This is a genomic window from Curvibacter sp. GW821-FHT01G03, from assembly GCF_059422285.1.
This window is the reverse complement of sequence record NZ_JBWKWP010000004.1, coordinates 362,827-389,754: the sequence shown is the minus strand read 5'-3', so window position 1 is coordinate 389,754 and position 26,928 is coordinate 362,827. Positions and strand designations below refer to the sequence as shown.

Here is a 26,928-nt window from a genome sequence, read left to right as displayed (position 1 = left end):
TGGCCGTGCCTGAGTTGATCAGCCAGCTCTGATCGTTGACGCGATGAAGGCCCCATGTCTTCGGACATGGGCCTTTTTTTTGGCTCACTTAAGAGACTACATTCAGTCCGGTTAAAGTTCGGTGGTTTGCCGTGCGCTATTCATCTCAGGTCAAACCCATCAGCTACCTCAAGGCCCATGCTGCGGAGGTTCTTTTGCCACTGACCGAAAGCCGTGAGCCCTTGCTCATCACTCAAAATGGACAAGCCAAAGCCGTCTTGCAGGACGTGGCCTCCTATGAGGAGACCCAGGAGTCATTGGCGCTGCTGAAGATTTTGGCCCTGGGCAATCAGGACGTGGCGGAGGGCTGGTTGAAGCCTGCGGCGCAAGTGCTGGCTCGCCTGAGGTCCAAGTCTGCTCCGGTCCGATGAGTCGTTCCGGTTCCGAAGTCTTTGAAGCGTCGCCCTTGATGGCGTCAATGTGGCGCCAGCTCAGCCCTGCCGGGCCACCACCCGCAGCAGCACCGTCTGGTGGGTTCTGAAACCCATGTGCTCATATAGCCGCACCGCCCGCTGATTGCTTGCCATCACATGCAGGAACGGGGTCTGCCCGCGCTGCAACTGGGCCGACACCACGGTTTCGATCAGAGCCCTGGCCAGGCCCCGGCCTTGGGCTTCGGGCGCGCTGCACACGCCACTGACCTCGCGCAGAGGGCCCAGGTGCAGGCGTTCGCCGGTCATGGCGATCAGGCGATCTGCTTCAAACACACCCCAGTACTCACCCATTTCGCGTGTGCGCGGTCCAAAAGGGCCGGGTTGGGTGACTTTCACCAGGGCCTCGATGGCCGCCTGGTCGGCAGGGCCCAGCCGCCTGGCATCGACCGGGGGTGGGTTCGAAGGGGGCTCGGCGGTCCACACCATCTGCAGAGCCGGCGCCTCGACCAGCACCTGCCAATCGGGGGGCGCTTCGCCAGCCCAGGCCTTGCAGTAAAAGCGCTCACCCAGCTCGCACAGCGGGGTGAGGTCCGAAAAATCGGGGGCATCGGGCCGCTCAAACCCCAGCAAGGGCGTGAAGCCCGGGGCATAGCGTCGGGCTCGGGCCGAACCCTGCGACCACGCTGCATGGGGCCCGTTCAGGCTGCTCCAGAAAGGATTGTCCAGTGCAGTGAGGTCCATGGTGGGCGTGGCCGGCGTCAGATTGACTTGTAGAAGGCTTCGACCTTGCCCTTGAGGGTGATCAGCAGCGGGCGGCCCTTGCGGTCGCGGGTCTTGCCGGCGGGCACTTTGATCCAGCCCTCGCTGACACAGTATTCCTCGACGTCGAAGCGCTCCTTGTCATTGAAGTGGATGCCGATGTCGTGTTCGAACACCGCGGCCAGGTGGTGCGGGCTGCGCGGGTCGATGGACAGGTGGTCGGGCAGTTCAGGGCGTTGCGGGGCTGTGTCGCTCATGGAAGGTCTCGGACGGTTCAATGCGTAAAGTGGCAATTGTCCCGCATTTGGACCGCCCCTTCGGACAGGGCTGTTGGCCGTGCTCAAGGGGCGGCTGGGTCGCCAGCCGCGGTCACTCTTCGTTCTGCCAGTCCACCTGCACCCCCAGGCTGCGCAGGTTTTCCACAAAATGCGGGTGGGCGCGGCGGATCGGGGTGGCGTTGCGGATCTCCGAGCGGCCCTCGATGCTGGCCGCCACCATGAACAGGGCAATCGCCACCCGGATGATGTAGGGGCTTTCGACCACCGCCGGGCTCAGGGGTTTGCCCCCAAAGGTGATCAGGCGGTGCGGATCGGACGAAAACACATGGGCGCCGAACTTGGACAGCTCGCCGGTCCAGCCCAGGGCCCCGTCGTAGACCTTGTTCCAGAACATGGTGTTGCCCTGGGCTCGCACGCCCAGGGCAATGAAGATGGGCAGCAGATCGACCGGAAAGTAAGGCCAGGGCGCGGCCTCGACCTTGGTCAGCACATTGCTGGTGAACGGGGTCTGCACGCGCAACTCACCGGGCACGCTGGCGCGTGACCAGCCGTCTTCGTGCGTGATCTTGACGCCAAACTTGGCAAAGGTGCGGTCGATCAGCGGAAAGTTGTCCGGCGCGCTGTTGCGCACCACCACGTCGCCGCCGGTGATCGCCCCCAGGGCCAGGAAGGTGGTGATCTCGTGAAAGTCTTCGTCAAAGCGGAACTCGCCACCGCCCAGGCGGGCGCCGCCATGCACCGTGATGCGTGAGGTACCCAGGCCTTCGATCGGCACGCCCAGCATCTGCATGAACCGGCAGAACTCTTGCACATGGGGCTCGGAGGCCGCATTGGTCAGGGTCGAGGTGCCCTCGGCCACCGCAGCGCACAGCACAAAGTTCTCGGTGGTGGTGACCGAGGCGTAATCCAGCCAGTGCTGGGTCGGCCGCAGCCGGCCCGGGCTGTGCACCAGCAGCGAGCCTTCGGCCCGCTCGACCCGGCCGCCAAACTGCTGGAACACCTCGACATGGGGGTCGATCTCGCGCACGCCCAGGGTGCAACCCTTCACGTTGTCTTCGAGTCGGGCCACGCCAAAGCGTGCCAGCAGGGGCGGCACCAGCATGATGGACGAGCGCATTTCCTCGGGCAGGTGATGGCGCGTCGGGTCGAAACAGGTGTTCTGGTGGTGCAGTTCCAGCACACCACTCGCGTGGTCCATGCTCACTTCGCTGCCCAGGGTGCGGAAGATGTCCAGGATCTTGCGCACGTCGGTGATGTCGGGCACCCCCAGCAACTTCAGGGGTTGGTCGCTGAGCAGGGTGGCGCACAGCACAGGCAGCACGGCGTTCTTGTTGGCAGAGGGGATGATGCGGCCGCGAAGGGGGGTGCCGCCGTGCACGATGAGATTGGACATGGTCTGGGGAAACTGAAGCGAAATACGCCCATTGGCGTTGCAAAGCCCTGGCAATGTACCAGCCGCAGCCCCCTGGCTGCCGCTGGCGACCCCAAACGCCCGGTCGGGACAGGGGTCGGCGTGACGGTTTACACACTCCACCGGGCGCGGCAGCCCTGGGAGCGTCACCATCTACTCACAGCGCCGGGCTTCTGAGCAGGTGCTTCATGATTTTGCCCGTGGGCGTGCGGGGCAGTTCGGGCCTGAATTCGTAATATCGTGGGATTTTGTAACGGGCCAGCCGGGGGGCGAGGAAGGTGCTGAGTTCTTCGGCGCTGGCCTGCAAGCCCTCGCGCAGCACCAGCACGGCGCACACCGTTTCGCCCCATTCAGGGTGGGGCCGACCGATGACGGCCACGTCCAGCAGCGCCGGGTGGGGCCCCAGGGCGTCTTCGACCTCCTTGGAGTAAACGTTTTCGCCTCCGGTGATGATCATGTCCTTGGCTCGGTCGGCGATGAACAGAAAGCCGTCCTCATCGGCCCGCGCCAGGTCGCCTGTGCGGTACCAGCCGTCCGGCGTGAAGGCCTGCACGCTGGCCTCCGGGTCGTTCAGATAGCCTTTCATCATGGCTTCGGTGCGGAACTGGATCTCGCCCACACCGCCGGTGGGCACGGGCTGGCCGTCCAGGTCCACCAGGCGCATCTGCACCCCGGTGGTGGTGGCACGACCGATCGAGCCGGCCTTGGCCAGGGCGTGTTCGGGGTACAGGGCGGTGCCCAACGGGCCGGTCTCGGTCATGCCATACACCTGCACGAAATTCTCGGTGCCATAGGCCTCGATCAGGCGCAAGGCCATGTCCCGCCCCAGGGGCCCACCGCCGTAGATCCAGCGGCGCATGCTGGACAGGTCGCGGGCGCGCAGATCCGGCACCCCATTCAAAGGTGCCAGCAGGGCCACCGGGGCGGCAAAGGTCATGGTGATCTTCTCGGCTTCAATGGCCTCGATGAAGGCCTGGGGCTGGTACTCGCGCAGCAGCACCACGGTGCCGCCCACGGCCAGGGTGCCCAGGGTCCAGTTGTTGAGCGGCGAGGCATGCCAGATCGGCATCGCCACCAGCATGCGGGTGTCGTTGCCGATGCCGATGCTGGCCGCGCAGGCCAGCGCCTGCTGGAACACGGTGTGGTGGGTGTGCAGGCAACCTTTGGGCTTGCCGGTGGTGCCCGAGGTGTACAGGATCTCGGCCAGGTGGTCGCCCGACAGGGGGGCGTTGTCGGCATCGGGCAGCGGCTGGGCGGCGGCCAGCAGGGTGTCGAAGCAGGGCAGGCCGGGGTGGGGGGTGTCGGTGCTCAGGGCCATGACCGGTTGGTCCAACCGCTCCAGCACGCCGGCCAGGCTGCCATCGATGAGGCACAGGCGCGCCTGGCAGTGCCCCAGGATGTGCGCCAGTTCGGGCGCGGCCAGCTTGTGGTTGACTGGCACCACGCGGGCCCCCAGGCGCCAGGCGCCGTAGGCCGCCTGCAGAAAGCCCGGCGTGTTGCGGCACATCAGGGCGACGTTGTCCCCCGGCTGCACGCCCAGGTCCTTCAGAACACGGGCCGCCTGGCGTGTCTGTTGCACAAAGTCCGAGTAAGGCGTGCCGCGATGCTGGTAGCGGATGGCATCGTGCTCGGGAAAGCTGCGCGCTGTGGCGTGCAGCAGGGTGATCAGGTCCATGGTGTGTCTCCGTCGGGTGGGGCTTTGAAAGCGATCCAGTCTAGGTTTCGCGCCACTCCGAGGTGTCCGGATCCAGTTCGGCCGCGATCATCGGTGGCGGGGTCTGGTTTGTCGGGGAGGTCGGCTGGATGGCCTGCCCGGGCTGTTCAGGTTTGCAGCCAATTTTTCACACGCTGTTGACCGGGGCTTTACATCGCCCTGTCACAGCTCGGCTCCAGCATGGTGTTTTGTCCACGGAGCGAGGAAAACACCATGAAAAATGCATCCCTTCAGACACGCCGCGTGCGAACCGGCTTCACCTTGAGCCTGTTGGTTGGCTTGATGGGCCTGTCGGCCTGCGGCGGTGGCAGCGACCTGCACGTCTACACCACCCTCGATGGCACGCAGCCCCTGGTGATCGGCCACCGCGGCCTGCCCGGCCTGTACCCCGAAGAAACCCAGCCCGCCTACGAAGGGGCCGCCGACGCGGGGGCCGACTCGCTGGAAGAAGACCTGCACCTCACCAAGGACTGCGTGCTGGTGGCGCGCCACAATCCCTGGCTGAGCGACAACACCAACATCAGCACCGTGGCCCAGACCAATGCCGTGGTGGCCGCGCGCAAGCGCACCGTGCCCGGTGTGCAGGTGCCCGTGACCTATTCGCTGGCTCAGTACGGCGGCCCCGCCACCTACCTGAGCGACCGCACGAGCAGCGACCCGAAGTCGGTGCTGAAGTCCCTGGTGGTGGATGGCGAGGACCACACCGGCGACTGGTCAATCACCGATTTCACGGTGGCCGAACTCAAGCAGTGGATCGGCGGCACCACCTACGATGCCCGCAACGAGCGCCCCACCGCCCTCAATGGCAAGTACCCCGTCCTGACCATGCAGGAGATCATCGACATCGCCAAGGCGAAGAGTGCCAGCACGGGCCGCACCCTCACGGTCTATCCCGAGGCCAAGAACCCCTACTGGAACAATGCCCAGGCCATGGCCAATGGCTGCGGCACCGGCACCCACCCGTTTGAAGACGCCATCGTCAAGCTGATCAAGGACAACAACCTGAACAGCAAGACCGCCCCGATCTTTGTGCAGTCGTTTGACCCGGCCAGCCTCAAGTACATGCGCTCGATCGGCCTGAACACCCGGGTCGTGCAGTTGATCGACGGCAACGACGTCAATTACAAGACGGGCGAGATGATCTATCAGACCAGCGACGAGTACAACTTTGTCGACGGCCGCCCCTACAGCTGGACCGTCAACGGCGATGGCCGCTACTTCGGCAGCATGCTGACCCCCGCCGGCCTGGCCGAGATCAAGACCTATGCCGATGGCATCGGCCCCTGGAAGCCCCAGGTCATGGCCCTCAAGGTGTCCCCTTTCCCGACCACCACGGGCTACACCGGCTCGCTGGCCGATGTGAATTCGGTCACCCCGACCAGCCTGATCAACGACGCCCACTCGGCAGGCCTGTTCGTGCACGTCTACACCTTCCGCAACGAGCAGAAGTACCTGGCCGGCTTCTACAAGGGCGACCCGACCGCCGAGTACCTGACCTTCTACCGTGCTGGCGTGGACGGCGTGTTCTCCGACTTTGCCAACACGGCCTTTGCCGCGCGCACAGCGTTCCGCAAGGAACGCGGCTTGTGAGGGCCGGGCCGGCGTTCAGCCGGCTGAATCCTCGAGCGGCGCCAGCAAGCCTTCCAGCTCCGTCACGCTGAACTTGCCGGCCTCGGCCGGGTCGCTGCCCAGCAGGCTTTCGGCGAGCTGGGCCTTGCGCTGCTGCAGGATCAGCATGCGTTCTTCGATGCTGCCCTGCACCACCAGGCGGTAGACGAACACGCTCTGGGTCTGGCCGATGCGGTGGGCCCGGTCGGTGGCCTGCTGCTCGACGGCGGGGTTCCACCAGGGGTCGAGGTGGATCACGGTGTCGGCGGCGGTCAGGTTCAGGCCGGTGCCGCCGGCTTTGAGGCTGATCAGAAACACCGGCGCCTGCTGGGCCTGGAAGGCCTGGACCAGGCTCCCCCGCTCGCTCACCGGGGTGTCCCCGGTCAGGCGCAGCCAGCCGATGCCCTGGGCGTCCAGCAAGTCACCCACCCGGGCCAGCAAACCGGTGAACTGTGAAAACACCAGCACCCGCCGGCCTTCATCCACCAACCCGGGCAGCAGGGTCTGCAGGTCTTCCAGTTTGGCGCCCAGCAGGTCGGCGGGCACGGGCAGGCCGGGCACCAGGTGCGGGTCGCAGCACACCTGGCGCAGCTTGAGCAGGGCATCCAGGAGGGTGATCTGCGAGCTGGCAAAGCCCTGGCGCTGCAGCACCCGCCGCAGCAGGTGGTCGGCCGCCACGCGCACGCTTTCGTAAAGCTCGCGCTGCACGCCCTGCAGCGTCACGTTGCGGGTGATCTCGATCTTGGGGGGCAGTTCGGTGGCCACCTGGTCCTTGCGTCGGCGCAGGATGAAGGGCCGCACGCGCGCAGCCAGCAGGCGGGCGCGCAGGGTCTCGCCGTTGACTTCGATGGGCTTGCGCCAGTGCTGCTGAAAATGCCGGGCCGTGCCCAGAAAGCCCGGCATCAGAAAGTCGAACAGCGACCACAGTTCGCCCAGGTGGTTTTCCAGCGGGGTGCCGGTCAGGCACAGGCGGTGTTCTGCCTGCAATTGGCGCAAGGCCCTGGCGCTGCGGCTGTCGGCGTTCTTGACCATCTGAGCCTCGTCCAGGACCACCCACTGCCAGGGTTGCTCACGCAAGGCCCGCACATCGCGCCAGGCCAGGGCATAGCTGGTCAGCACCACCTGGTACTGGCCCAGGTGGGCAAAGTGCTCGGTGCGCTCGCTGCCGTGCAGGGTCAGCACGCGCAACGCCGGGGCCAGGCGCTGCAGTTCGAGCTGCCAGTTGAAGATCAGCGACGCCGGCAGCACCACCAGGGCGGGGCGTTGCAGGCGGCCGGCCTGGTACTCCAGCAGCAGGTGGGCGATGGTCTGGGCCGTCTTGCCCAGGCCCATGTCGTCAGCCAGCACGCCATGCAGGCCCTGCTCGCGCAGGTACTGCAGCCAGGCCAGGCCTTGCAACTGGTAGGGGCGCAAGGGCAGGGGCCAGCCTGCGGGCGCGGCCACCGGTGGCGGGCTGCCGGCCTGGCGCAGGCGCTGCACCCAGGGGCCCAGGGTGTCTTCACCCTGCACATGCCAGGGCACGGGGGCGGTCGCCGCTGCGGCGCCGCTGGCCTCCAGGGGGGCCCGCAGCTGTTCCAGGCGGGGCAGGTCCCACGCCTGCAGGCGCCAGGGGCCGGCCGCCTGGCGCGGGTCGCTCAGCAGGTCGAGCAGGGCGGCCACGATGGGCTTGAGGGTGCTGGCAGGGGCTTCCAGGCGCTTGCCGCCGGGCGCACGCAGGGCCACCACGCTCAGGTCATCGATGCCGCGCAGGCGCTCGGTGCTCAGCCAGCGGGCGTCACGGCGCAACAGGTCGGCCAGGATGGGCCCAAGATCCAGGGTCTGGCCTTCGATCACCACGCCCAGGGTCATGAACCAGGCCCCGCTGCGCGCCGGCAGTCCCAGGGGGGCGGACTCAGGTGCCCGGGGGCCCAGGCGGCCGGCCACCTCGCGGCCCAGCAGCTCGCCGGTGTCGGGTTCGATCAGCAGGCGCCAGGCTTCCACCGGCACGCTTTGGTGGGCAAAGCCGGGTTTCACCACGATGCGCCAACCAGCGGCTTGCAGCCGGGGCACCTCGTCGGCCCAGAAGTCGCCAAAGGCCTCCTCCTGCGGCAGTGACCACAGGCCCTGGGCGCGCTCATCCGTCCAGGCCTGTGCCTCGGCCTCGGGTGAACGCCATTGCAGTTGCTCGGCCTTCAAGGGGTGCAGGCCCAGCGTGCGCAGGCGATCGGTGGCCTGGGCTTCGGCCGCCAGATCGCGGTGCAGCAGCACGGCCTGGCCGCTGGCGTCGCTCAGGCGTTCGGTGGGCAGGGGGCGCTGGCCCAGCACGCTGCGCGGGGCTGCGGTCTGCCAAAGGGCCTGGTCATTCACCAGGTACAGCCAGTCGACCCAGGCCACCGTGACCTGTTCGCCACGAGGCCCGAACACGCCGTCGCGGCACAAGCCCAGCAGGCCGTCGCCGCGGCCCAGGGTCTGCAGCGTGAGGCAGGGCGTGAGCCGGCCTTGCACGGTGCGCAGGCCGGGGCGGCGCGGGATCGCGGAGGTGGGCAAGGCAGAAAATGAGGGCGGCAGCGCGGGCATGGCCGCCGATTGTCGCTTTGTCGGACCGCCGACCCCGGTCTGCCGGCGGAGGACAATGCGGGTTTTCGCCATTTTGAGTTGACCCATGTCCCTGGCCTCACCTTCGACCTTGCCCCTGATTCCTGCTGTGCCCGATCTGCACGATGCCGTCCTCAGCGCACGCCTGCAGCACCTGATCGATCACAAGACCAAGCCCCTGGGTGCCCTGGGACAGCTGGAGTCACTGGCCTTGCAATTGGGCCAGATCCTGGGCAGTGAGGCCCCGGCCCTGCGCCAGCCCCAGATGCTGGTGTGTGCGGGCGACCACGGCCTGGCGGCGCGTGGCGTCTCGGCCTACCCGGCGGACGTGACCTGGCAGATGGTCGAGAATTTTCTGGCCGGCGGCGCGGCCGTCAGCGTGCTGGCCCGCCAGCATGGCCTGGACCTGACCGTGGTCGATTGCGGCGTGTGCCGCGATTTCGCGCCCCGGCCCGAGCCGGCTGCCGGGGCGCCGCGCCTGCTGCTGCGCAAGGTGGCGCCGGGCACGGCCGACGCGGTCGAGGGGCCTGCCATGACCGCCGCCCAATGCGAACAGGCGCTGCGCCAGGGCCGTGAGGTGCTGGCCGGCCTGCCCGGCAATACCTTGCTGCTGGGCGAGATGGGCATTGGCAACACCTCGTCGGCCTCTTTGCTGCTGGCCTGGGCCACGGGCCGGCCCGTCGCCGAATGCACAGGCCGTGGCACCGGGCTGGACGAGCCCGGCGTGGCCCGCAAGGTGGCCGTGCTGGAGCAGGTGATGGCGCGCCATGCCGACATCGGCCGCCATGAACCCCTGCGGGCCCTGGCTGCTTTCGGTGGCTTCGAGGTGGTGACCCTGGTCGGCGCCGTGCTTCAGGCGGCGGCCGAGCGCCGGGTGGTGGTGGTCGACGGTTTCATCACCACCGCCGCGGTGCTGCTGGCCTGCGAATTGGCCCCCACCGTGCGCCAGCGTTGCGTGTTCGCCCATCAATCGGGTGAACGCGGCCATGCCCTGATGCTGCAGCAATTGAAAGCCGAACCCTTGCTGAGCCTGGGCCTGCGTCTGGGCGAGGGTTCGGGCGCGGCCCTGGCCTGGCCGCTGCTGGATTCGGCCTGCCGGGTGCTGGCCGAAATGGCCAGTTTTGAGTCGGCCGGCGTGTCGCAACAGCAGGGCTGATCTCGGCCCGCCCGGTCAACCCTGGCGCACGCCGTTGCGGCCTTCGTTCTTGGCCTGGTACAGCGCCTTGTCGGCACGGGCCAGCAAAGCGTCGATGGATTCGCCGGGCTCGACGGCCGTGGCCACCCCGATGCTCACGGTGCAGCCCAGCGCGGGCGGTGCCGGCTGGGCCTGGCGCACCCGTTCGGCCACCGCCAGCGCGGTGGCCGCGTCAGTGCCGGGCAGCAGCACCAGAAACTCTTCGCCACCGTAGCGGCCCAGCAGGTCGGTCTGGCGCAGCATGCGCCGGGTCCGGGCCGTGAAGTCGACCAAGGCAGCGTCGCCTTGCTGGTGGCCAAACTGGTCGTTGATGGCCTTGAAATGATCCAGGTCCAGCATCATCAGTGAGACCGGGTCGCCATGGCGACGCAGCCGGGCCAGCGCCTCTTCGGCGCGTTGCAGCACGGCGCGCCGGGTCAATGTCTGGGTCAGGGTGTCGTGGCTGGCCAGGTGTTCGAACTCGATGCGCAGACGCTCGGTGGCACACAGCACCGAACCCACGGTCAGCATCAGGATGGACACCGCATTGCCCGACAAGTAGGCCAGTTGCATCAGGCCGGGCTCCATCAGGCCTTCTCCCGCGTGCCCCAGAAAGACGCTGATCAGGCGAGCCCCCAGAATGGCGCTTTGCAGGCCCAGCACCAGCACCACCACGGTCTGGCTGAAGCTGACGGGCTGGCGCATCATGAAGCGCATCTGGGTCAGGAACAGGGCCCCCATCACGCTGGTGAACAGGGCCAGGCGCACGTCGTACGAGGGGGTCACCCAGGTGAACCAGATCATCAGCGGCAGGCAGGCCAGCACCGTCAGGGTCCAGCCTTTCCAGCGGGCCTCGCCGGTGAAGAAAAACTGATTGCCCACGTGGTAGGCCAGCACGCCGCCCATCAGCATCTCGTTGGCCAGCACCACCGTGAACAACTCCGGCAGGTGACCCCGCAGGCCGAACAGCACGGTGCTGCCACACCACAGCAGGGGGGCACTGGCCAGCAGGCCCAGCCCTCGTCGCAGGTGGCGTGGGTAGCTGCGGCGCATGAAGATCAGCACCAGCGACATCAGCAGGGCCAGCAGGCCCGACAGCATCATGATCGACCGGGCGTCGAGTGCAGACAAAGGGTGGCTTTCTGGCAGATCAAGGGTGTGGCGCCCGGTCAAGCCCTTGGGCGACAGGCGGTTCGCATCTCAGTATACGAAGCCTTTACACGGGTGGCGGGGTTCAAATCTGCTGGTTTTCCCGGCTTTGTCGCTTGGTTGGCGCACTGAACATTCCGGCCAATGGCTTTGATCTTGCCGGCCATTGCGGGGGGCAGGCAGGGCTGCCTAGACTGGCCCGGTCCTTCACCCACCCGCCGCCATGACTCCGACCCATGCTCCTCCCGTGACCTCTGCCAGCCCGGCCCAGGCTGCCCCCTTGGCGGGCGTGCGCGTGCTCGACCTGACCCGCCTGTTGCCTGGGCCTCTGTGCACCCAGCATCTGGCCGACCTGGGTGCCGAGGTGATCAAGATCGAAGACACCGGGGCGGGCGACTATGCAGCGCGGGCCGTGCGCGATCTCGTCAATCGCAACAAGCAGGGCCTGTGTCTGGACTTGAAACAGCCCGCCGGCCTGGCCGTGTTGCTGCGCCTGGTGCGTGAGGCCGATGTGCTGGTCGAGGGCTTTCGCCCGGGGGTGATGGAGCGCCTGGGCGCTGGCTACGCGGTGCTGGCCGCCATCAACCCGCGCCTGGTCTACTGCAGTGTGACCGGCTATGGCCAGACGGGCCCGCTGCGCGATGCAGCAGGCCATGATCTCAACTATGCCGGCCTGAGCGGCGTGGCCGACCAGATCGGGCAAGCGGGGCAGCCACCCGCCTTGTCCAACGTGCCGGTGGCTGATCTGCTCGGGGGCAGCATGACGGCGGTCATGGGCATCCTGGCGGCCCTGTTCGATGCCCAGCGCACGGGCTTGGGGCGTCATGTCGACATCGCCGTTGCTGATGGGGTGCTGGCCCATGCCGTGTTGCCGCTGGCGGCGGTCAACACCCAGGGGCACACCAGTCCGGTGGGGCAGGGCAAGCTGACCGGGGCCTTGCCCTGCTATGCGGTGTACACAGCGGCCTGTGGCGGCTACCTGGCCGTGGCGGCCCTTGAAAAGAAGTTCTGGGACCGGTTCTGCCAGCACATCGGCCGGCCTGACTGGCAGGCCCGCCACCAGCCGGACACGCCGGCCGGTTGCGCGCAGACGCGGGCCGAGTTGCAGGCCGTGATCGGCGCCCAGCCCCTGGCCTGGTGGGCCGACCACCTGGCGGGCGTGGATTGCTGCGTCACCCCCATCCTGAAACTGGAGGAGGCGCTGGAGCACCCGCAGTTCCAGGCCCGCGGCATGGTGCTGCAGCTAGCCGATGGGCAGCGCCAACTGGCCTGCCCGGTGCGCATGAGCGGCTTCGAATTTGCCCTGAGGCAGCCGGCCCCCCGGCCCGGCGAGCACACCGACCCGGTGCTGGCGCAGGCCGGCTACAACGCGGACGAAATCCAGGCCCTGCGGGCCCAGCGGGCGGTGGCCTGAGCCTGCTCACGGTTGCTCACGGATGCTCATGATCAAAACCAAGGAGACAAAACCATGAAGACAGGATTCTGGAAAGCGCTGGCGCGCCCATGGGCGTGCCTGGGTGCGGGCCTGGCCCTGCTGATGTCGTTGGCCGTGGCCCCGACGCTGCAGGCGGCCGAGGCCTTTCCCACCAAGCCCATCACGCTGATCCTGCCCTTTCCGCCCGGCGGGGCCACCGATGTGCAGTTGCGGGCGCTGGCCTTGGCCGCCCAGCGCGAGCTGGGCCAGCCCATCGTGATCGTCAACCGCCCCGGCGTGGGCGGCACCCTGGGGCCGGCTGCCATGGCCCAGAGCGCGGCACCCGATGGCTACACCATTTCGTTGATCGCGGCCACGCTGTTCCGCCTGCCCCACCTCATGAAGGTCAGCTACGACCCGGTGGCCGATTTCAGCTACCTGATCTGCCTGACCGGCTACACCAACGGCCTGCTGGTGCGCCAGGACGCGCCCTGGAAGACCGTGCAGGATCTGCTGGCCGATGCGCGCAAGCAGCCCGGCGCCATCAGCTTTGGCAGCACGGGGCGTGGCAGCAGCGGCCACATCGCGATGGAGCGCCTGGCCCGGGCCGCCGGGGTGCAGTTCAATTTCATTCCCTACAAAGGCATGGCCGAAGAGACCGCGGCCCTGTTGGGCGGTCATCTGATGGTCATCTCGGACCCGGGCTGGGGCGCACTGGCCGAGTCGGGCAAGGCCCGGGTGCTGGCCACGCTGGGCGAGGCACGCCTCAAGCGTTGGCCCGAGGTGCCGACCTTGCGCGAGTTGGGCTTTGACCTGGTGGTCAATTCACCGATTGGCCTGGCCGGGCCCAAGGGCATGGACCCGAAGGTGGTCAAGGTGCTGCACGACGCTTTTCGCAAGGCCATGGCCGACCCGGCTTTCAACCGCGCCCTGGAGCAGAACGACCAGGTGCCGCTGTACCTGAGTGCCGAGGATTACAGCCGCTACGCGGCCGAGCAGACGGCCCGCGAGAAGGTGTTTGTGCAGGAACTGGGCCTTAAACTCGACTGATGCCATCGACCGAGGTGACCCGACACACCATTGCCATCCTGCAGGTGAGCCAGATCCTGCAGGGGGTGCGCGGCCGCGGTGTCGATGTGCAGGCCCTGCTTCGCCGCGCCGGCATTGTGCCGGCGCTGCTCGATTCACCGCTGTCGCGCGTCACCCAGGCCCAGTACGCGGCACTGATCAAACTGCTGAGCCGCCACACCCGCGATGAACTGTGGGGCCTGTGCAGCCAGGCGGTGCCGCTGGGACACTTTGCCCAGATGTGCCGCCTGCTGGTGCAGTGCCGAACGCTCGGTGAGGCCTTGCGCGCCGGCTTGGCCTACTACCACCGCGTGCTGCCCGACTTCGTGCCCCGCCTGGTGGTGCACGAGGGCCAGGCCCAGATGCGCCTGGTGGGGCGCTGCGAACGGGCGGTCGAGCGCGGTTACGCTGATCGAACCTTCTGCTTCTTCACCTATGGGCTGGCCTCGTGGCTGGTGGCGCGCCGCATCCCGGTGCTGGAGGTCATGTACCGGCCCATCGACCAGGGTTACAGCAGCGATGCCGGGCGATTGTTTCAAGCCCCGGTGGTGTACGACCACCCCTGGGTGGGTTTTTGCTTCGAAGCCCGCTGGCTGGACCTGCCGGTGGTGCAGACACCGCAAAGCCTGCAGGAGTTCTTGCACCAGGCGCCCGCCAGCCTGCTGATCCGCTACCGCGACCAGACCAGCCTGAGCGAGCGCATCCGCCGCCTGCTGCGGCGCCATCTGGCGGGCGAGATGCCCTCGCTCGAGTTTGTCTCCGATTACCTGGCCATGACCCCGCAGACCCTGCGCCGGCGGCTGCGCGACGAGGGGTTGGGCTACCAGGCCATCAAGGACGACCTGCGCCGCGATGCGGCCATCGAGTACCTGGGCCAGCCCGAGCTGACCCTGCTGGACATTGCCAACCGCCTTGGCTTTTCGGAGGCCAGTACCTTTCACCGCGCCTTCAAGGGCTGGACCGGTCTGGCTCCGGGCGTCTACCGGCAGACCCTGTTGCGACCGCCTCCCCCGGCAGTGGCCCTGGGCACCGCCATGACGGCCCTGCCGCACTGAGGGCTCAGCCGGCAGCGCTGAGTCGGGCCCCAGGCTTCACTCGGGGCGGATGCCGCTGCGACGGATCACCTCGCGCCATTTCTCGGCATCGCGCCGGATGTAGGCCGCCAGCGACTCGGCGCTGCCCGGGCTGGGCTCAGCCCCCTGGGATTTCAGCTGACGCGCCACCCCGGGGTCGCTCAGGCTGGCCTGCAAGGCCTGGTTGATCTGTTGGACCAGCGCCTTGGGGGTCTTGGCGGGCGCGAACAGCCCGTACCAGATCTCGTAGTCGAGCCCGTTCACGCCCAGCTCGGTGAAGGTGGGCACCTGCGGCAGGCTGGCATGGCGCCGCGGTGCGGCCACGGCCAGCGGCTGCAACTTGCCCACCTGGATGTACTGGATCACGCTGGGAATGGCGTTGATGCCCACCTGCACATGACCCGCGACCAGGTCGTTGACCGAGGGCGCGCCGCCCTTGTAGGGAATGTTGACCAGCCGCGTCCCGGTGGCCTGCTGAAAAGCCTCCATGGCGAGGTGGTTGGGGCTGCCCACGCCGCCCGAGCTGTAGTTGAGCTCGTCGGGCTTGCGCTTCAGAAGGCTCAGCAGATCACCCAATGACTTCACCCCCAGCGAGGGTGTGGCGGTGAACACCGGGGTGTTGGTCAGCACCATGCCCACCGGGGTGAGGTCGCGCTCGGGTTGGTAGGCCAGGCGGGTCTTGATCATGGGCTCGGTCACGATGTGCGAGCCCGCTCCCAGGATCAGGGTGTAGCCATCGGCCGGGGCCGAAGCCACCGACTGAAAGCCCGGTGCGCCGGGCTTGTTGTCGATGATGACGGGCTGCTTCCATTGCTCGGCCAGCCGGGTGGCGATCACGCGCATGGCCGTGTCGGCCGCCGCCCCGGCCGGAAAGGGCAGCACGATGTGCACCGGCTTGTCGGGGTAGGCGGCCAGGGCACCGGTGCCGACCAGGCTCAGGGCCAGGCCACAGGCCAGGGCGTGCAGGCGGTTCAGAAGGGGGCGGATGGCTTTTTTCATGGGGTCTCCGTGGGAGCGCTTGTGGGCTTCAGCGGGGTTTGCAGCAGGTCATTCAGTTCACCGGACAGGCTGTCCAGCATGTGGCGCAAGGCCTGCACCAGCAGGCCATGGCCCGGCGTGAGGGTGCACAGGGTCTCGTCCATGTAGAGGGCCCGGTTGAGTTCGATCTGCAGGCTGTGGCAGTGCCGGGCGGGCTGGCCATGGCGGCGGATCAGTTCGGCCCCTTCGTAGGGGTCGTTGATGGACACGCACAGGCCTTGGGCACGCAGGCCTGCCGCCACGGCCTGGGTCACTGCGGGCGCGGCGCTGTGGCCGTGCAGGTCGCTCACCACCACATCGGGCCGGGCCCGCCCGGCGTCGTGGTTCATCGCGTTGCCCACCGATTTCATGGAGTGGCAATCCAGATGCAGGCAATGGCCAAAGCGCTGGCGCGTGTCGTCGATCAGCGCCGCCAGGGTGGCATGGTAGGGGTCGTAGCAGGTGCTGATCCGTCGTTCGACCTCGCTCACGGCCAGGGCCTGGTGGTACATCGGCACCCCGGGCAGGGCCAGGCGGCGGATCAGGCCAAACCCGCGCTCGGACTTGTCGCTGGGTGCCAGCGGGCCGGGCCAGGGGGCGTCCAGCATCGCGGGGTCGATGTCGTCGCGGGCTCGATTGGCATCGATCAGCGAGCGGTGAAAGCGAGCTGACAGCACGGGCGCCCGCCCATTCACCGCCTGGGCCCAGAGAGCGTCCACGTGGGCGTCCCAGGAGGTCCGGATGGCGGCCCAGGGGGCCAGGGTCGGGACCTCCGCGGGCCAGTGGGGCCAGCTGTGCGGAGAGTCGATCACCAAGGGCAGGTGCGGCGCGTCGGGCCGCGCTGGCAGCAGATCGCAGGCCGGCGACGGGCCCGATTTCAGGGGCAGCAGGTTCAAGTTCAGCTCCGGCTTCAGAAACGATGCAGCATGCCCACGCCAATGCCGGTGGCCTGGCTGTTGGGCAGATGGCTGTTGCTCACGTCGCGGTCAACAAACACATACAGGGTGCTGCGCGCACTCAGGCTGTGGCTGTAGTCGGCCTGGAAATTCCTGAGTTTGCCGGCCGGGTCGGTCTGTACGTCGCGCTGCATGAGGTTGGCCGTGACCCGATGCACCCCAAAGGGCACGGTGGCCCCGATCAGCCACACCTTGACGGCCGAGCGGGCGCCCGGCGCGGCATTGAACTGCTCTTGGCTCAACAGCGCATAGGTCTTGAAGCTCGGGGCTTCGTAGCTGGCCACGGCCTGGGTCTTGTTCTTGAAATCGTTGGCCAGGAAGCCCCCCTTTTTCTCATCCCAGCCGTAGCCCGTGCCCAGTCCCCAGGGGCCATTCTTGTAGTTGAGCGCAACCTGGTATTGCTTGAAATCATCAGGCGATTTCAGAGCCGGGTTGGTCGTGGGGTTGGTGGCATCGGGCCCTGCCAGGTTGACCCGCGCCACCGCATGGAAGCCGCTGGCATCGGGCGTCTTGTAGGTGATCGCGTTGGACACCCGGTTGTTGCCGTTCAGGATCCGCGTGCCGATGGCCACCACCCCGGCGTCGTGCACGATCCAGCGCAGGTTGCGCGCCGCCTGCGAGTACAGCGGCGAGCCGGTGGGGGTGTCCGAGTCGAGCCGACCCATGTTCAATGTGCCCCAGGGCCCGCGCAGACCCACGTAGGCGTTGCGCATCGGTGGCGACACCAGGCTTCCGTTGGGCGCGTTGATGCCGAATTCGATGCCAAACACCGCTTGCTGGCCCGCGCCCAGGTCTTCCACCCCCCGAAAGCCCAATCGTGAGGTGTTGTCAGACATCTGGGTGCGGTGGGCGCCGGCCGTGCCGTAGCCCACATTCGACTTGGCGCCGGCCTGCACGGTCTCCACACTCAGGTCCATGCGCCCGTACAGGCTCAGGCTGCTGCGGGGGCGGGGGCTGTCGGTCTCCGGGGTGTCGTCGGCGGCACAGGCCGCTGAGCCCAGCACCAGCCACGCAGCGGCGCCAGCCAGGGTCAGCAGATGGGAAGAAGGGTTCTTCATGGGGTATTTGTTTCGTTGGTTGAAATGATGTGCCGGCGATGGATATCCTATGTTTTAGATGGCCATGAATACAGAGATAAATCCCGTTTGGTGATAGATTGCCGGATAGTTTTTCAACCAGTGAAACATATGAACGAAGGCAGGCAGGCGCCATGACAACTGACTACACCGTCTCTGCTGTTGACGAAGCGGTGGCCTTGCTGCTGCTGGTGGCCCAGAACCCGGGGCTGGGCGTGAGCGAACTGGCCCAGCGCTCGGGCAACACCAAGGCTCGCACCTTTCGTCTGCTGTTCACCCTGGAGCAACGGCGCCTGGTCACCCGCCTGGGCAAAAGCCCCACCTACCACCTGGACGTGCAGGCCCTGTACCTGGGCGTGGCCGCCCAGGAGCAGATCGACCTGGTGGGGCTGACCCGGCCCCACCTGTTGGCGCTGGGCGGTGAGTGTGGCGAGAACGTGCAGCTGCGCGTGCGTGACGGGCTGGACTCGGTGTGCATCGACCGCTGGCAGCGGGCCTGTGATCAGCCCATTCGAAGCCAGGCCGGCAGTCGGCGCCGGCTGCATGCCGGTGCCTCGTGCAAGCTGCTGCTGGCCTATGCGCCGGACGAGGTGCGGCAGGCCTTGTTTTCAAGCGAGCTGCCGCGCTACACCCCCCAGACCCTGACCCACCGCAGCCGGCTGACCCAGGAGATCAGTCGCATCCATGCCGAGGGCTATAGTGTTTCGATGGGTGAAATAACCCCTGGCTTCGGGGCCTTGGCTGCCCCGGTTCGGGGCAAGAGCGGCCAGGTTCTGGCCGCCCTCAGCATCACCGGACCTGCCGAGCGCCTGCAGGCCGGCCAGGCGCAGTTGGTGGCCCAGTTGTGCGGTGCGGCACGGCGCATGTCGCTTGCCCTGGCGGGCGAGGCCGGGCCCGGGGCAGCTGCCTGAGGGTGTGGCGTGGGCACCGCCACGTCTTGGGGCCGGTGTCGGTTCAGGGCGCGGTTCAGGTGCGCATCAAGGCCTCGGCCACCGCTGCAAAGGCGGGCAGGGTGATCGGGTCGTTGCCCACGCCGCTGGCCACCGGGTGCGAGCCGGTGCGCACGATCACCATCTCGGCCCTCGGGTCGATGTAGATGCATTGACCGTGCACGCCGCGCGCCATGTAGGCGCCATGGGCGTTGTGGCTGACCCACCACATGCTGCGGTAAGACCAGCCCGGCAGCGTGGCGCGATAGCCCTCGGCCTGGGCAAAGTGGCTGCGCTGGCCGCCGGCCTCGATGTCGGCCACCACCGCCTCGGGCAGCACCTGGTGGCCGTTGAAGCGACCCCGCAGGCGCATCATCTCGCCAAACCGGGCCAGGTCGCGCACGGTGGCGCACATGCCTCCGCCGCCAAAGGCCGCACCGGTGGCGTCCAGCGAGATGGCCGCATCGTGCGCCGTGCCCAGCGGCTGCCACAGCTGTTGCGAGATCTGCTCGGCCAGGCGTTGGCCCTGCAGGCGCTCCAGCAGCCAGCCCAGCACCTGGGTGTTGACGGTCTTGTAGGCAAAGGCCGTGCCGTGCTCGCCCTGCTGGCGCAGGGTGGCCAGGAACTCGCCATAGCTGCGCGGGCCGGCATAGCCTTCGGGCCGCGGCAGCAGGCCGCCGGCGCGCGAGAAGTCCCAGATGCCGGCCTTCGGGTCGGCATAGTCTTCGGAATAGTCCAGCCCGGTCAGCATGTCCATGACCTGGCGCACGCTGGCGCTGCCGTAGGCACTGGCGCGCAGTTCGGGCAGCAGTTCGGCCACGGGTTGTTGGGGGTCGAGCCGGCCGTGGTGGACGGCCAGGGCGGCCAGCGTGCCGACAAAGGATTTGGTGACCGAGAACAGCGCGTGGCCGCGCTCCGGCGCGCCCTCGCCAAAGTAATCCTCCTGCACCACGCGGCCCTGGTGCAGCACCAGGATGCCGTCGTAGTAGGTGCGCAGCAGGGCGTCGCGCCAACTCATCGATTCGCCGTGCATCGAGCTGAAGCGCAAGTCATGCAGGTCGTCGCGCAGCGCCAGCGGCAGCGCGCTGGGGGCCCCTGGTGTCCGATCGATGGCCACGGTGGGCACCAACTCGCGCAGGTGGTTCAGGCTCCAGCGCAGTTCCGGAAAGCGCAGAAAGCTGCCGTCGTCAAAACGGACCATCTTGTCGGCCGGCGGTGGTGAGCCCTGCATCCAGCCCAGGGTGCGCGGGTCGCTGGCGTGGGCGTCGGGCCACGGGGGTGGCGGGGGGGACGGGGTCGTGGGGTTGGTCGGTATGGTCAAAGGCGCGGCAAATTCGGGCATGGGCGGAATCCTTCAGGGCGTATTTCATTGTCAAGGCCTGTCCTGTCTCGCTTCAGGGGAGGCTTCCCGGGGGCGTGCTGCGCAGCACGGGCAGGAGTGCAGCAACCAGTGCATCGGCGGTGTTCTCATCGGCCAGAGCGGGGAATTCCTTGGCGAGTTTATGAGAGACCTTGCCAGCGTTGTCACGCACCGAGCGGATGATCCGGTCGATGTCGGCGTCAGGGCCTTCGATCACCTGTTTCACTTGGTCCCGGGCCAGCCTGAGCTGACGCAGATGGCCGGCCTCCTTGTGCATTTCCACCTCCAGGGTGGTGCGCACGATGTCTGCCAGGTATTCGACGTGGTCGGTGAGGTCGGGGTAGCGCCAGGCGCTCAGGGCATCCTCATAGGCCTCGAATTCCAGGTTGTAGCGGACGCCGTCTTCGGCCTGCTGTTCGCGACTCAACTGCCAGGCTTCGCCATAGCGGCGCATGAAGGGGCGCGAGAACACCTCAAGGACCTGGTCGTAACCCCGGCGTTTGATCACTGAGCTGTTGATCGTGGCGGAAACCGGAAGAATGAAGGGGGCGGGTATGGCACCATCGCGTCGCAACACGTCATTGATCAGAAAGCGCGATATGCGGCCATTGCCATCCGACATGGGATGGATGTAGACGAAGCCGAAAGACAGCACCGCCGCCCGCACCAGCGCGCCCGCGCCGAGGGTGCGGGTAGCGCAGTCGCGCAAGCCGCACAGCAGTTGGGGAGCGGCCTCCCAGTGGGGGGCGATGTAGTGAACAAGCTCGTGAAAGCCATCAACCTCGCCCACAAACACCGCCGATCGTCGTAAACCGTAGCGTGTTGCACGCGGCCCGAGGATTTCGGACTGCAGCGCAGTCAGGGAGGTCTCTGACAGAGGGTCCTCATACTGGCCGCACCAGCGCTCCATGGCGGCAGCAAAGCGTCGCACGCGATCGACATGCTGTTCTTCGTGTTCGATCGCAAAACTGGCCCGGCTTTCCTTGATGGTGAGCCAGACGGCACTGCGTTGCAGAAGGTCAGCGCCAAACGCCATCTCCAGTTCGTCCAGGCGCTTGGCGCAGGGGTAGCTTTCTGCTTGCTGAACGGCGGCTGTGCGCCGTACCAGAGGGCAGAAGTGACGTGTGCCGGGCAAGTTGTCACGCACGCGCCACCGCATGTTGTTGGTCGCTGATGTGGAGGTCAGGTACTGCGATTCGTCCATCGCGGTGACATAGTTGCCCACGGTCACGCCTGAAAAATCAAGTGTCCGGCCGGTCAGGAGCTCGTAGAAGAAGCCGGCACGGCGCGCATACTGCCCCGTCGGTTCGAGGGCAATCCAGGCTTCGAGATCGGTCGCTGGCAGGCGCTGGAACAGACGTGCCAGAAACTCCAGATGCAAGCCCTCATGTTTGAAAGCAAAGGTGAGGTGTCCAGCCAGGGTCTCGGCCGGGCGGGCGCTGGCGGGGTATTGTTCGTGAACGAAGCCGCCTTCGCGCACGGTCGACCGCGACTTGGCAATCACGCTGACCGTGCGCAGGGGCTGGACCGTTTTCACGCCATACCGCTCTGCCAACCAACCGTAGCCCATCACGTCTGGCATATACAAATCGGGCGTTCACCCAAAAATCGATTAAATCTTTGAGATTCTGATTACTTTTGGAGTGAAAGCCAATTTTTTGATTAGAAGCCGAGCCCCAAAGCCAACGGCCCGTGACCACCACAGGGGCGGGCACGGGCCGTTGGCTCACAGGCGGGACGCGGTGCTTACTTCACTTCGCTCACGAACTGGGGGTTCGGGCGGCGCACCTTCTTCAGGTTGACCAGCCAGTCCTTGTCTTCTTCGCGGTAGCCCAGGGGCAGGATGATCACGCTGCGCAGGCCCTTGGCGCGCAGGCCCAGGATCTCGTCGAGCGCGGCGGGGTCGAAGCCTTCCATGGGGGTGGCGTCCACACCTTCGGCGGCGGCGGCGATCAGCGCGGTGCCCAGGCCGATGTAGGCCTGGCGGGCGGCGTGCTGGTAGTTGGTTTCGGCGTCACGGCCGGGGTACATGGCCAGCAGCTTGGCACGGTAGGCTTCCCAGCCTTCGTTCTTGAAGCCACGTTCGTCATTGGTCAGGTCGAACATGTGGTTGATGCGCTCAGCCGTGTAGTTGTCCCAGGCCGCAAACACGATCAGGTGCGAGCCGTCGGTGACCTGGCCCTGGTTCCAGGCAATGGCCTTGATCTTCTCGCGCACTTCGGGGTTGGTCACCACGATCAGCTCGTAGGGCTGCAGGCCACTGGAGGTGGCGGTCAGGCGCACGGCTTCGATGATGCTGTCGACCTTGTCCTGGGGGACGGCCTTTTGCGGGTTCATCTTCTTGGTGGCATAGCGCCACTTGAGCAAATCGTTCAGGTTCATGGTGTTGACTCAGAGAAAGGTTGGGAGGTGTTTTGACCCGGCGGTCCGTCACCGGCGCCGGGCGTGCGTTGCATTCTGCCACCCGCCGAAATTTCTTGCTTAGAACGCAATATTTTCGGTAATCGAAGGCTACTTGTTGTGTTTAGTCACCTAAGTGACCAGGTGATCTCGCGAGCTTCTGCGTCGTGAACAGCCCCCAGAGCGATGGGCCGCGAATCCCGATTGAGTCGGCAGGCGATGTACGTTATTGTCATCAGCAGCCGTACGTATGTCACGAAAACTCACAAATTAGAGGTGATGCCATGCTCAAAACCCTTCGTGCCCGTTTGATTGCCATCTGCGTGGCGATCACCGTGGTCTCCTTGTTGGTCTTGACGCTGGCGACCCTGATGGTGGTTCAGCGTGACACAGGGGCCAGTCTGGACGATCGCCTGCATCAACTGACCCAGACCCATGCCAACGAGTTGACCGAATGGGTGAGAGAAAAGCAGCGCATCACCGGCTCTCTCAAAACCGCGGTCGGGCAGGCCGAGCCTGTGCCGTTTCTGTTGGCTGCCAAACAGGCGGGTGCTTTTGATGACACCTACTTCGTTTACGACGACAAGCGAAATGTTTTCGCCCACCCGATGCCCGACACCTACGATGGCACGGCACGGCCCTGGTACAAGCAGGCGGTGCAGGTGGGTGGGCCGGCCTTGACACCGGCCTATGTCGATGTGAGCACCGGCAAACTCACGATCAGTTTTGTCGAACCGGTGGGCCCCAAGGGCAAACCGCTTGCCGTGGTGGGGACCGACATGCACCTGGACACCGTGGCCCGCAAGATCATGGAGATCCACCCCATCCCCAACAGCTTTGCATTCTTGCTCGATGGCGAGGGCAAGGTGCTGGCGTACTCCAAACCCGACACCATCCTCAAGCCGGCGTCGGCCATCGCTGCGGGTCTGGAGCTGCCGATGCTCTCGGCCCTGAGTGATCAGGGGGGCCACAGCGTGGTGGAGATCAATGGCGCCAGCCAGATGCTTTACGCCGCCAAGGTCAAGGACACCCCCTGGTTGCTCGCCATCGCCATCGACCAGGCTGACGCCACCCGCCCGGTGCGTAATCTGATCATGGTGGCCGCCGGCATGGCCTTGTTGTGTGTGCTGGTGTCGATCGCCTTGTTGACCGGCGCGGTCCAGCGCCTGTTGCGCCGGCTGGGCCTGGTCGAGGGGGCCTTGCGGGACATCGCGTCGGGCGAGGGCGATCTGACCCGGCGCCTGGCGGCCGAGGGTGACGATGAACTGGCCAACATCGGCCGGTCCTTCAATCAATTCGTCGACAAGATTGCCCATGTGTTGTTGCGCATCCGCGATTCATCGGAATCCGTGCGGGTGGCCACCCGTGAGATCGCCAGTGGCAACCATGACCTGTCGGCGCGCACCGAACAGCAGGCGGGTTCCTTGGAGGAGACCGCGGCAGCCATGGAGCAGCTCACTGCCACCGTGCAGCAGAACGCCGAGAACGCCCAACAGGCCAATGTGCTTGCCAGCGGCGCGTCCGAGGTGGCTTCTCGGGCCAGCTCGGTGGTGGGTGAGGTCGTGAACACGATGCAGGGCATCGAGCATTCGGCCCGCAAGATTTCCGACATCATTGGCGTGATCGATGGCATCGCGTTCCAGACCAACATCCTGGCGTTGAACGCGGCGGTTGAAGCCGCCCGGGCGGGCGAACAGGGGCGCGGCTTTGCGGTCGTGGCGTCCGAGGTCCGCACCCTGGCCCAGCGCAGTGCCACCGCTGCCAAGGAGATCAAGGAATTGATCGGTGAATCCGTGTCGCAGGTCGACAAGGGCAGCCGGCTGGTTCAGCAGGCTGGGGCCACCATGGACGATGTGGTCAAGAGCGTGCAGCGCGTGACCTCCATCGTGGGCGAGATCACCCTGGCCAGCCAGGAGCAGAGCACCGGCATCGCCGAGATCGGCAGCGCCATCACCCTGATGGATCAGGCGACCCAGCAGAACGCAGCCCTGGTCGAGCAGGCCACCGCCGCCGCGCAGTCCTTGCAGCAGCAGGCGGTTGAGCTGGCCGATGCGGTGGCTGGTTTCGTGCTGGACGACGGCGGGGCCCGACCCTACGCCGGGGCGGGCCGGGCGTCCGCACCGGCGCTGGCACGCGACGCCCACCAGACGCCCAGGCTGCGCTGACGGGGGCTCCTGGCATCAGGTTGCGGTGCTCATGGGCGGCGCCTGGGTGGGCCTTGGCACGCTTGTCAGGCCTTCGGTCGATTCAGGACCCCAGCTTCGGCTGTCTTTGACACTCGGGCAGTACCGCTGCACGGTGGCTTTCTAAGCTGGCCCGGCGTGGCTGATTGACGACCGCCGATGCCCGGCGGTGCCACACCAGCTGCGTTTCACGCAGGAGAGCACCCCATGTCTTTTTCCCATCGTCGCGCGCTGCTGCGCATGCTGGCCTTGTCTGCTGCGCCAGTTGGGTTGCAGGCCCGCGCGGCTGAGACCGTCACGGCCCGTTCCGACGCAAGGCGGAGTCCCCTGGCCGTCCCGGGCAAGCCCGTGCGCCTGATCGTGCCGTTTGCGCCCGGTGGAGGCGCAGATAACCTGGCCCGAAGCCTGGGCCCGCAATTGTCAGCGCTTTGGCAAAGTCCCGTGATGGTGGACAACCGCCCCGGTGCCAGCGGCATTCTGGGGCTTGATGCGGCCAGCAAGGCATTGCCAGATGGGCATACCGCCGTGATGGCCATCGCCTCTCTGAGCATCCTGCCAGCGCTTTACCCCAAACTGCCCTTCGACATTGAGCGTGATCTGACCCCGGTGTCTCTGGTGGGGCGTACCCCCCTGGTGTGGGTGACTCTGCCTCGACCCGACGTCGTGCCCACCCTGGCGGGCTTCGTGAATTGGGCGCAGGGCCGGCGCGGCCGTGACAGCTATGGCAATTTCGGCGCTGGCACCACCTCGCACCTGCTGGCCGAGCAGTTCAAGTTGGCGACCCACCTCGATCTGGTGGCTGTGGCCTACAAGGGGGGGGCCCCCTTGTTGCAAGACCTGCTGGGGGGCGTGGTGGTGGGGGGCTTCATCGATGTGACCACCTGCCTGCCCCACGTCACGAGCGGGCGTCTGCAGGCCCTGGCCATCACCGGGCGCGAGCGCGACCCGGCCTTGCCTCAAGTGCCCACGCTGGCCGAATGCGGTTACCCGGGCTTCGATGCGAGCGGTTGGTACGCTGTGTTCTTGCCCAAGGCGAGCGCCGCCGAGCGAGCCGAGGCCTGGGCGGCCGATCTGAGACGTGTGATCCTGGCCCCCAATCTCGCTGCACGCCTGAGCACCCTGGGTATTCAATCGGTGGGCAGTACCCCGGCCGAACTGGCGGCCACGCTGCGCAGCGATTCCGCACATTGGGCGCAGGTGGCCCGAGCGGCCAACGTCAGCCTGCACTGATCTTTTCTGCCAATCAAATTGGCTCAATCGGCGATTGGCCTGTCCTCCTGAAATGCGCAAACTGAAGGCCTGAATCCGCTCGAAGAGGCGGGTCGGATCGTCAAATCCAGGAGACAAGTCATGCGTATTTCTCGTCGATCTGCCGTTGCGGCAGTCCTTGGCCTGGGCCTGGCCGCAGGCGGTTCCGGGGCCTTGGCCCAAGCCTACCCGGCCAAGCCAATCCGTCTGGTGGTGCCCTATCCGGCAGGCGGGGGGACCGACATCCTGGCCCGCATCCTGGCCACCCAGCTGGCGCAAAGCTGGGGCCAGCCGGTACTGGTCGACAACAAGCCCGGGGCCAGTGGGATGCTGGGCAACGACATCGTGGCCAAGGCCGCACCCGACGGCTACACCGTGCTGGTCGGCATCACGGCGATGATCCAGTCGCCGGCACTTTATGCCAAGGTGCCCTACGACGTGCTGCGCGATTTCGCCCCCGTGTCGCAACTGGCGACCTCGTCCGACCTGTTCATCGTGCCGGCCAGTTCACCGGCCAAGACACTGGCCGAATTCATCGCCCTGGCCAAGGCGCGGCCCGGCAAGCTCAACTATGGCACCTATGGCAACGGCACCTCGTCGCACATGCACGGCGAGCTGCTCAAGATGGCGGCCGGCCTCCAGCTGATTCCGGTGCCCTACAAGGGCGCCGGGCCCGAGGTGAACGACCTGCTCGGCGGCCAGCTGGATTCGGCCTTTGTCGACGTCACCTCGATCACCCCGCACCTGCGCTCGGACCGCATCCGCGTGCTGGCCATCACCGGCACCCAGCGGCACCCGGCCCTGCCCGAGGTGGCCACGCTGGGTGAGCAGGGCCTCAAGGGTTTCGAGTCCAACGGCTGGTTTGGGGTCTTTCTGCCGGGCGGCACGCCGCGCCCCATCGTCGACAAGCTGTCGGCCGAGGTGCAGCGCATCGTGGCTGGCGCCGAACTCAATGGCCGCCTCAAGGCCATGGGCCTGACCCCGGTGGGCGGCACGCCCGAACAGCTGCAGGCCGTGTTGAACAACGACCTGCCCAAGTGGGAGCGCATCGTGCGCGACGCCCGCATCGTCATCGAGTAGCCGCGCGCACGCCCGCTTCTTTTCTGTTTCCCCGAACCCAGGGC

Annotated in this window: 22 protein-coding genes; 10 read left to right on the top strand and 12 right to left on the bottom strand. The window is 66.7% G+C overall.

The window, feature by feature from the left end; all coding sequences use genetic code 11:
* The first annotated feature begins 131 nt into the window (after positions 1-131).
* Entirely contained in the window at positions 132-410 is a 279-nt protein-coding gene (locus AC07VS_RS07815; protein ID WP_494750622.1) for a type II toxin-antitoxin system Phd/YefM family antitoxin, read from the top strand.
* A 60-nt stretch (positions 411-470) separates the two neighbouring features.
* Here the strand turns inward: AC07VS_RS07815 and AC07VS_RS07810 are convergent, their stop codons facing one another.
* From AC07VS_RS07810 to AC07VS_RS07795, 4 genes are all read right to left on the bottom strand, one after another.
* Positions 471-1,154, bottom strand: coding sequence for a GNAT family N-acetyltransferase (locus AC07VS_RS07810; protein ID WP_494750621.1), 684 nt, complete (start codon positions 1,152-1,154; stop codon positions 471-473).
* Positions 1,155-1,171: 17 nt separating this feature from the next.
* Positions 1,172-1,429, bottom strand: coding sequence for a DUF3297 family protein (locus AC07VS_RS07805; protein ID WP_492346235.1), 258 nt, complete (start codon positions 1,427-1,429; stop codon positions 1,172-1,174).
* Positions 1,430-1,541: 112 nt separating this feature from the next.
* Positions 1,542-2,843, bottom strand: a complete 1,302-nt coding sequence (locus tag AC07VS_RS07800) for a UDP-N-acetylglucosamine 1-carboxyvinyltransferase (RefSeq protein WP_492346236.1) — start codon at positions 2,841-2,843, stop codon at positions 1,542-1,544.
* Positions 2,844-3,018: 175 nt separating this feature from the next.
* The gene (locus AC07VS_RS07795; RefSeq protein WP_494750620.1) at positions 3,019-4,536 is read right to left on the bottom strand and encodes a class I adenylate-forming enzyme family protein; all 1,518 of its coding nucleotides are present in this window, start codon (positions 4,534-4,536) and stop codon (positions 3,019-3,021) included.
* A gap of 252 nt (positions 4,537-4,788) precedes the next feature.
* Between AC07VS_RS07795 and AC07VS_RS07790 the strand changes: the two genes are divergently transcribed.
* Positions 4,789-6,165 (top strand): glycerophosphodiester phosphodiesterase family protein, encoded by a 1,377-nt coding sequence (locus AC07VS_RS07790; RefSeq protein ID WP_494657549.1) that lies wholly within the window; start codon positions 4,789-4,791, stop codon positions 6,163-6,165.
* Between the two features lie 15 nt (positions 6,166-6,180).
* Here the strand turns inward: AC07VS_RS07790 and AC07VS_RS07785 are convergent, their stop codons facing one another.
* Entirely contained in the window at positions 6,181-8,739 is a 2,559-nt protein-coding gene (locus AC07VS_RS07785) for a DEAD/DEAH box helicase (RefSeq protein WP_494750619.1), read from the bottom strand.
* Between the two features lie 85 nt (positions 8,740-8,824).
* Between AC07VS_RS07785 and cobT the strand changes: the two genes are divergently transcribed.
* On the top strand, positions 8,825-9,913 hold the full coding sequence (gene cobT, locus AC07VS_RS07780) for a nicotinate-nucleotide--dimethylbenzimidazole phosphoribosyltransferase (RefSeq protein ID WP_494750618.1): 1,089 nt from the start codon (positions 8,825-8,827) through the stop codon (positions 9,911-9,913).
* A 15-nt stretch (positions 9,914-9,928) separates the two neighbouring features.
* Here the strand turns inward: cobT and AC07VS_RS07775 are convergent, their stop codons facing one another.
* On the bottom strand, positions 9,929-11,062 hold the full coding sequence (locus tag AC07VS_RS07775) for a GGDEF domain-containing protein (RefSeq protein WP_492346241.1): 1,134 nt from the start codon (positions 11,060-11,062) through the stop codon (positions 9,929-9,931).
* Between the two features lie 265 nt (positions 11,063-11,327).
* On the opposite strand from AC07VS_RS07775, the gene AC07VS_RS07770 reads away from it, so the two are divergent.
* The 3 genes from AC07VS_RS07770 to AC07VS_RS07760 are packed head-to-tail and all read left to right on the top strand — an operon-like array spanning position 11,328 to position 14,617.
* Positions 11,328-12,494 (top strand): CaiB/BaiF CoA transferase family protein, encoded by a 1,167-nt coding sequence (locus AC07VS_RS07770; RefSeq protein WP_494750617.1) that lies wholly within the window; start codon positions 11,328-11,330, stop codon positions 12,492-12,494.
* Between the two features lie 54 nt (positions 12,495-12,548).
* Complete coding sequence (locus AC07VS_RS07765; RefSeq protein WP_492346243.1) at positions 12,549-13,544, top strand: tripartite tricarboxylate transporter substrate binding protein; 996 nt, start codon at positions 12,549-12,551, stop codon at positions 13,542-13,544.
* Positions 13,544-14,617, top strand: coding sequence for an AraC family transcriptional regulator (locus tag AC07VS_RS07760; RefSeq protein WP_492346244.1), 1,074 nt, complete (start codon positions 13,544-13,546; stop codon positions 14,615-14,617). The genes AC07VS_RS07765 and AC07VS_RS07760 overlap by 1 nt, the downstream gene beginning before the upstream one ends.
* Before the next feature lie 36 nt (positions 14,618-14,653).
* On the opposite strand, the gene AC07VS_RS07755 is transcribed toward AC07VS_RS07760, so the two are convergent.
* The 3 genes from AC07VS_RS07755 to AC07VS_RS07745 are packed head-to-tail and all read right to left on the bottom strand — an operon-like array spanning position 14,654 to position 17,666.
* The gene (locus tag AC07VS_RS07755) at positions 14,654-15,634 is read right to left on the bottom strand and encodes a Bug family tripartite tricarboxylate transporter substrate binding protein (RefSeq protein WP_492346245.1); all 981 of its coding nucleotides are present in this window, start codon (positions 15,632-15,634) and stop codon (positions 14,654-14,656) included.
* Positions 15,631-16,548, bottom strand: coding sequence for an N-formylglutamate amidohydrolase (locus tag AC07VS_RS07750; RefSeq protein ID WP_494750616.1), 918 nt, complete (start codon positions 16,546-16,548; stop codon positions 15,631-15,633). The genes AC07VS_RS07755 and AC07VS_RS07750 overlap by 4 nt, the downstream gene beginning before the upstream one ends.
* A 14-nt stretch (positions 16,549-16,562) precedes the next feature.
* Positions 16,563-17,666 carry a porin gene (locus tag AC07VS_RS07745; RefSeq protein ID WP_494750615.1) on the bottom strand — a complete coding sequence of 368 codons (1,104 nt, stop codon included), beginning with the start codon at positions 17,664-17,666 and terminating at the stop codon, positions 16,563-16,565.
* A gap of 152 nt (positions 17,667-17,818) precedes the next feature.
* Here AC07VS_RS07745 and AC07VS_RS07740 point away from each other — a divergent pair, with 152 nt between their 5' ends.
* The gene (locus AC07VS_RS07740) at positions 17,819-18,595 is read left to right on the top strand and encodes an IclR family transcriptional regulator (protein WP_492346248.1); all 777 of its coding nucleotides are present in this window, start codon (positions 17,819-17,821) and stop codon (positions 18,593-18,595) included.
* A gap of 55 nt (positions 18,596-18,650) precedes the next feature.
* Here AC07VS_RS07740 and AC07VS_RS07735 read toward each other — a convergent pair whose 3' ends face one another.
* The 3 genes from AC07VS_RS07735 to AC07VS_RS07725 all read right to left on the bottom strand — a co-directional run bounded on the left by AC07VS_RS07735 (position 18,651) and on the right by AC07VS_RS07725 (position 22,355).
* The gene (locus tag AC07VS_RS07735; RefSeq protein ID WP_494657542.1) at positions 18,651-19,955 is read right to left on the bottom strand and encodes a serine hydrolase domain-containing protein; all 1,305 of its coding nucleotides are present in this window, start codon (positions 19,953-19,955) and stop codon (positions 18,651-18,653) included.
* A gap of 52 nt (positions 19,956-20,007) precedes the next feature.
* Positions 20,008-21,555: a Fic family protein gene (locus tag AC07VS_RS07730; protein ID WP_494750614.1), complete on the bottom strand. Its 1,548-nt coding sequence runs from the start codon at positions 21,553-21,555 to the stop codon at positions 20,008-20,010.
* 164 nt (positions 21,556-21,719) lie between these two features.
* Positions 21,720-22,355, bottom strand: a complete 636-nt coding sequence (locus tag AC07VS_RS07725; protein ID WP_492346251.1) for an NAD(P)H-dependent oxidoreductase — start codon at positions 22,353-22,355, stop codon at positions 21,720-21,722.
* 302 nt (positions 22,356-22,657) lie between these two features.
* Between AC07VS_RS07725 and AC07VS_RS07720 the strand changes: the two genes are divergently transcribed.
* The 3 genes from AC07VS_RS07720 to AC07VS_RS07710 all read left to right on the top strand — a co-directional run bounded on the left by AC07VS_RS07720 (position 22,658) and on the right by AC07VS_RS07710 (position 26,884).
* Positions 22,658-24,538, top strand: coding sequence for a methyl-accepting chemotaxis protein (locus AC07VS_RS07720; RefSeq protein ID WP_494657540.1), 1,881 nt, complete (start codon positions 22,658-22,660; stop codon positions 24,536-24,538).
* A gap of 225 nt (positions 24,539-24,763) precedes the next feature.
* Complete coding sequence (locus AC07VS_RS07715; RefSeq protein WP_494657539.1) at positions 24,764-25,786, top strand: tripartite tricarboxylate transporter substrate-binding protein; 1,023 nt, start codon at positions 24,764-24,766, stop codon at positions 25,784-25,786.
* A 120-nt stretch (positions 25,787-25,906) separates the two neighbouring features.
* Positions 25,907-26,884: a tripartite tricarboxylate transporter substrate binding protein gene (locus AC07VS_RS07710; protein ID WP_492346254.1), complete on the top strand. Its 978-nt coding sequence runs from the start codon at positions 25,907-25,909 to the stop codon at positions 26,882-26,884.
* Positions 26,885-26,928: the final 44 nt, after the last annotated feature.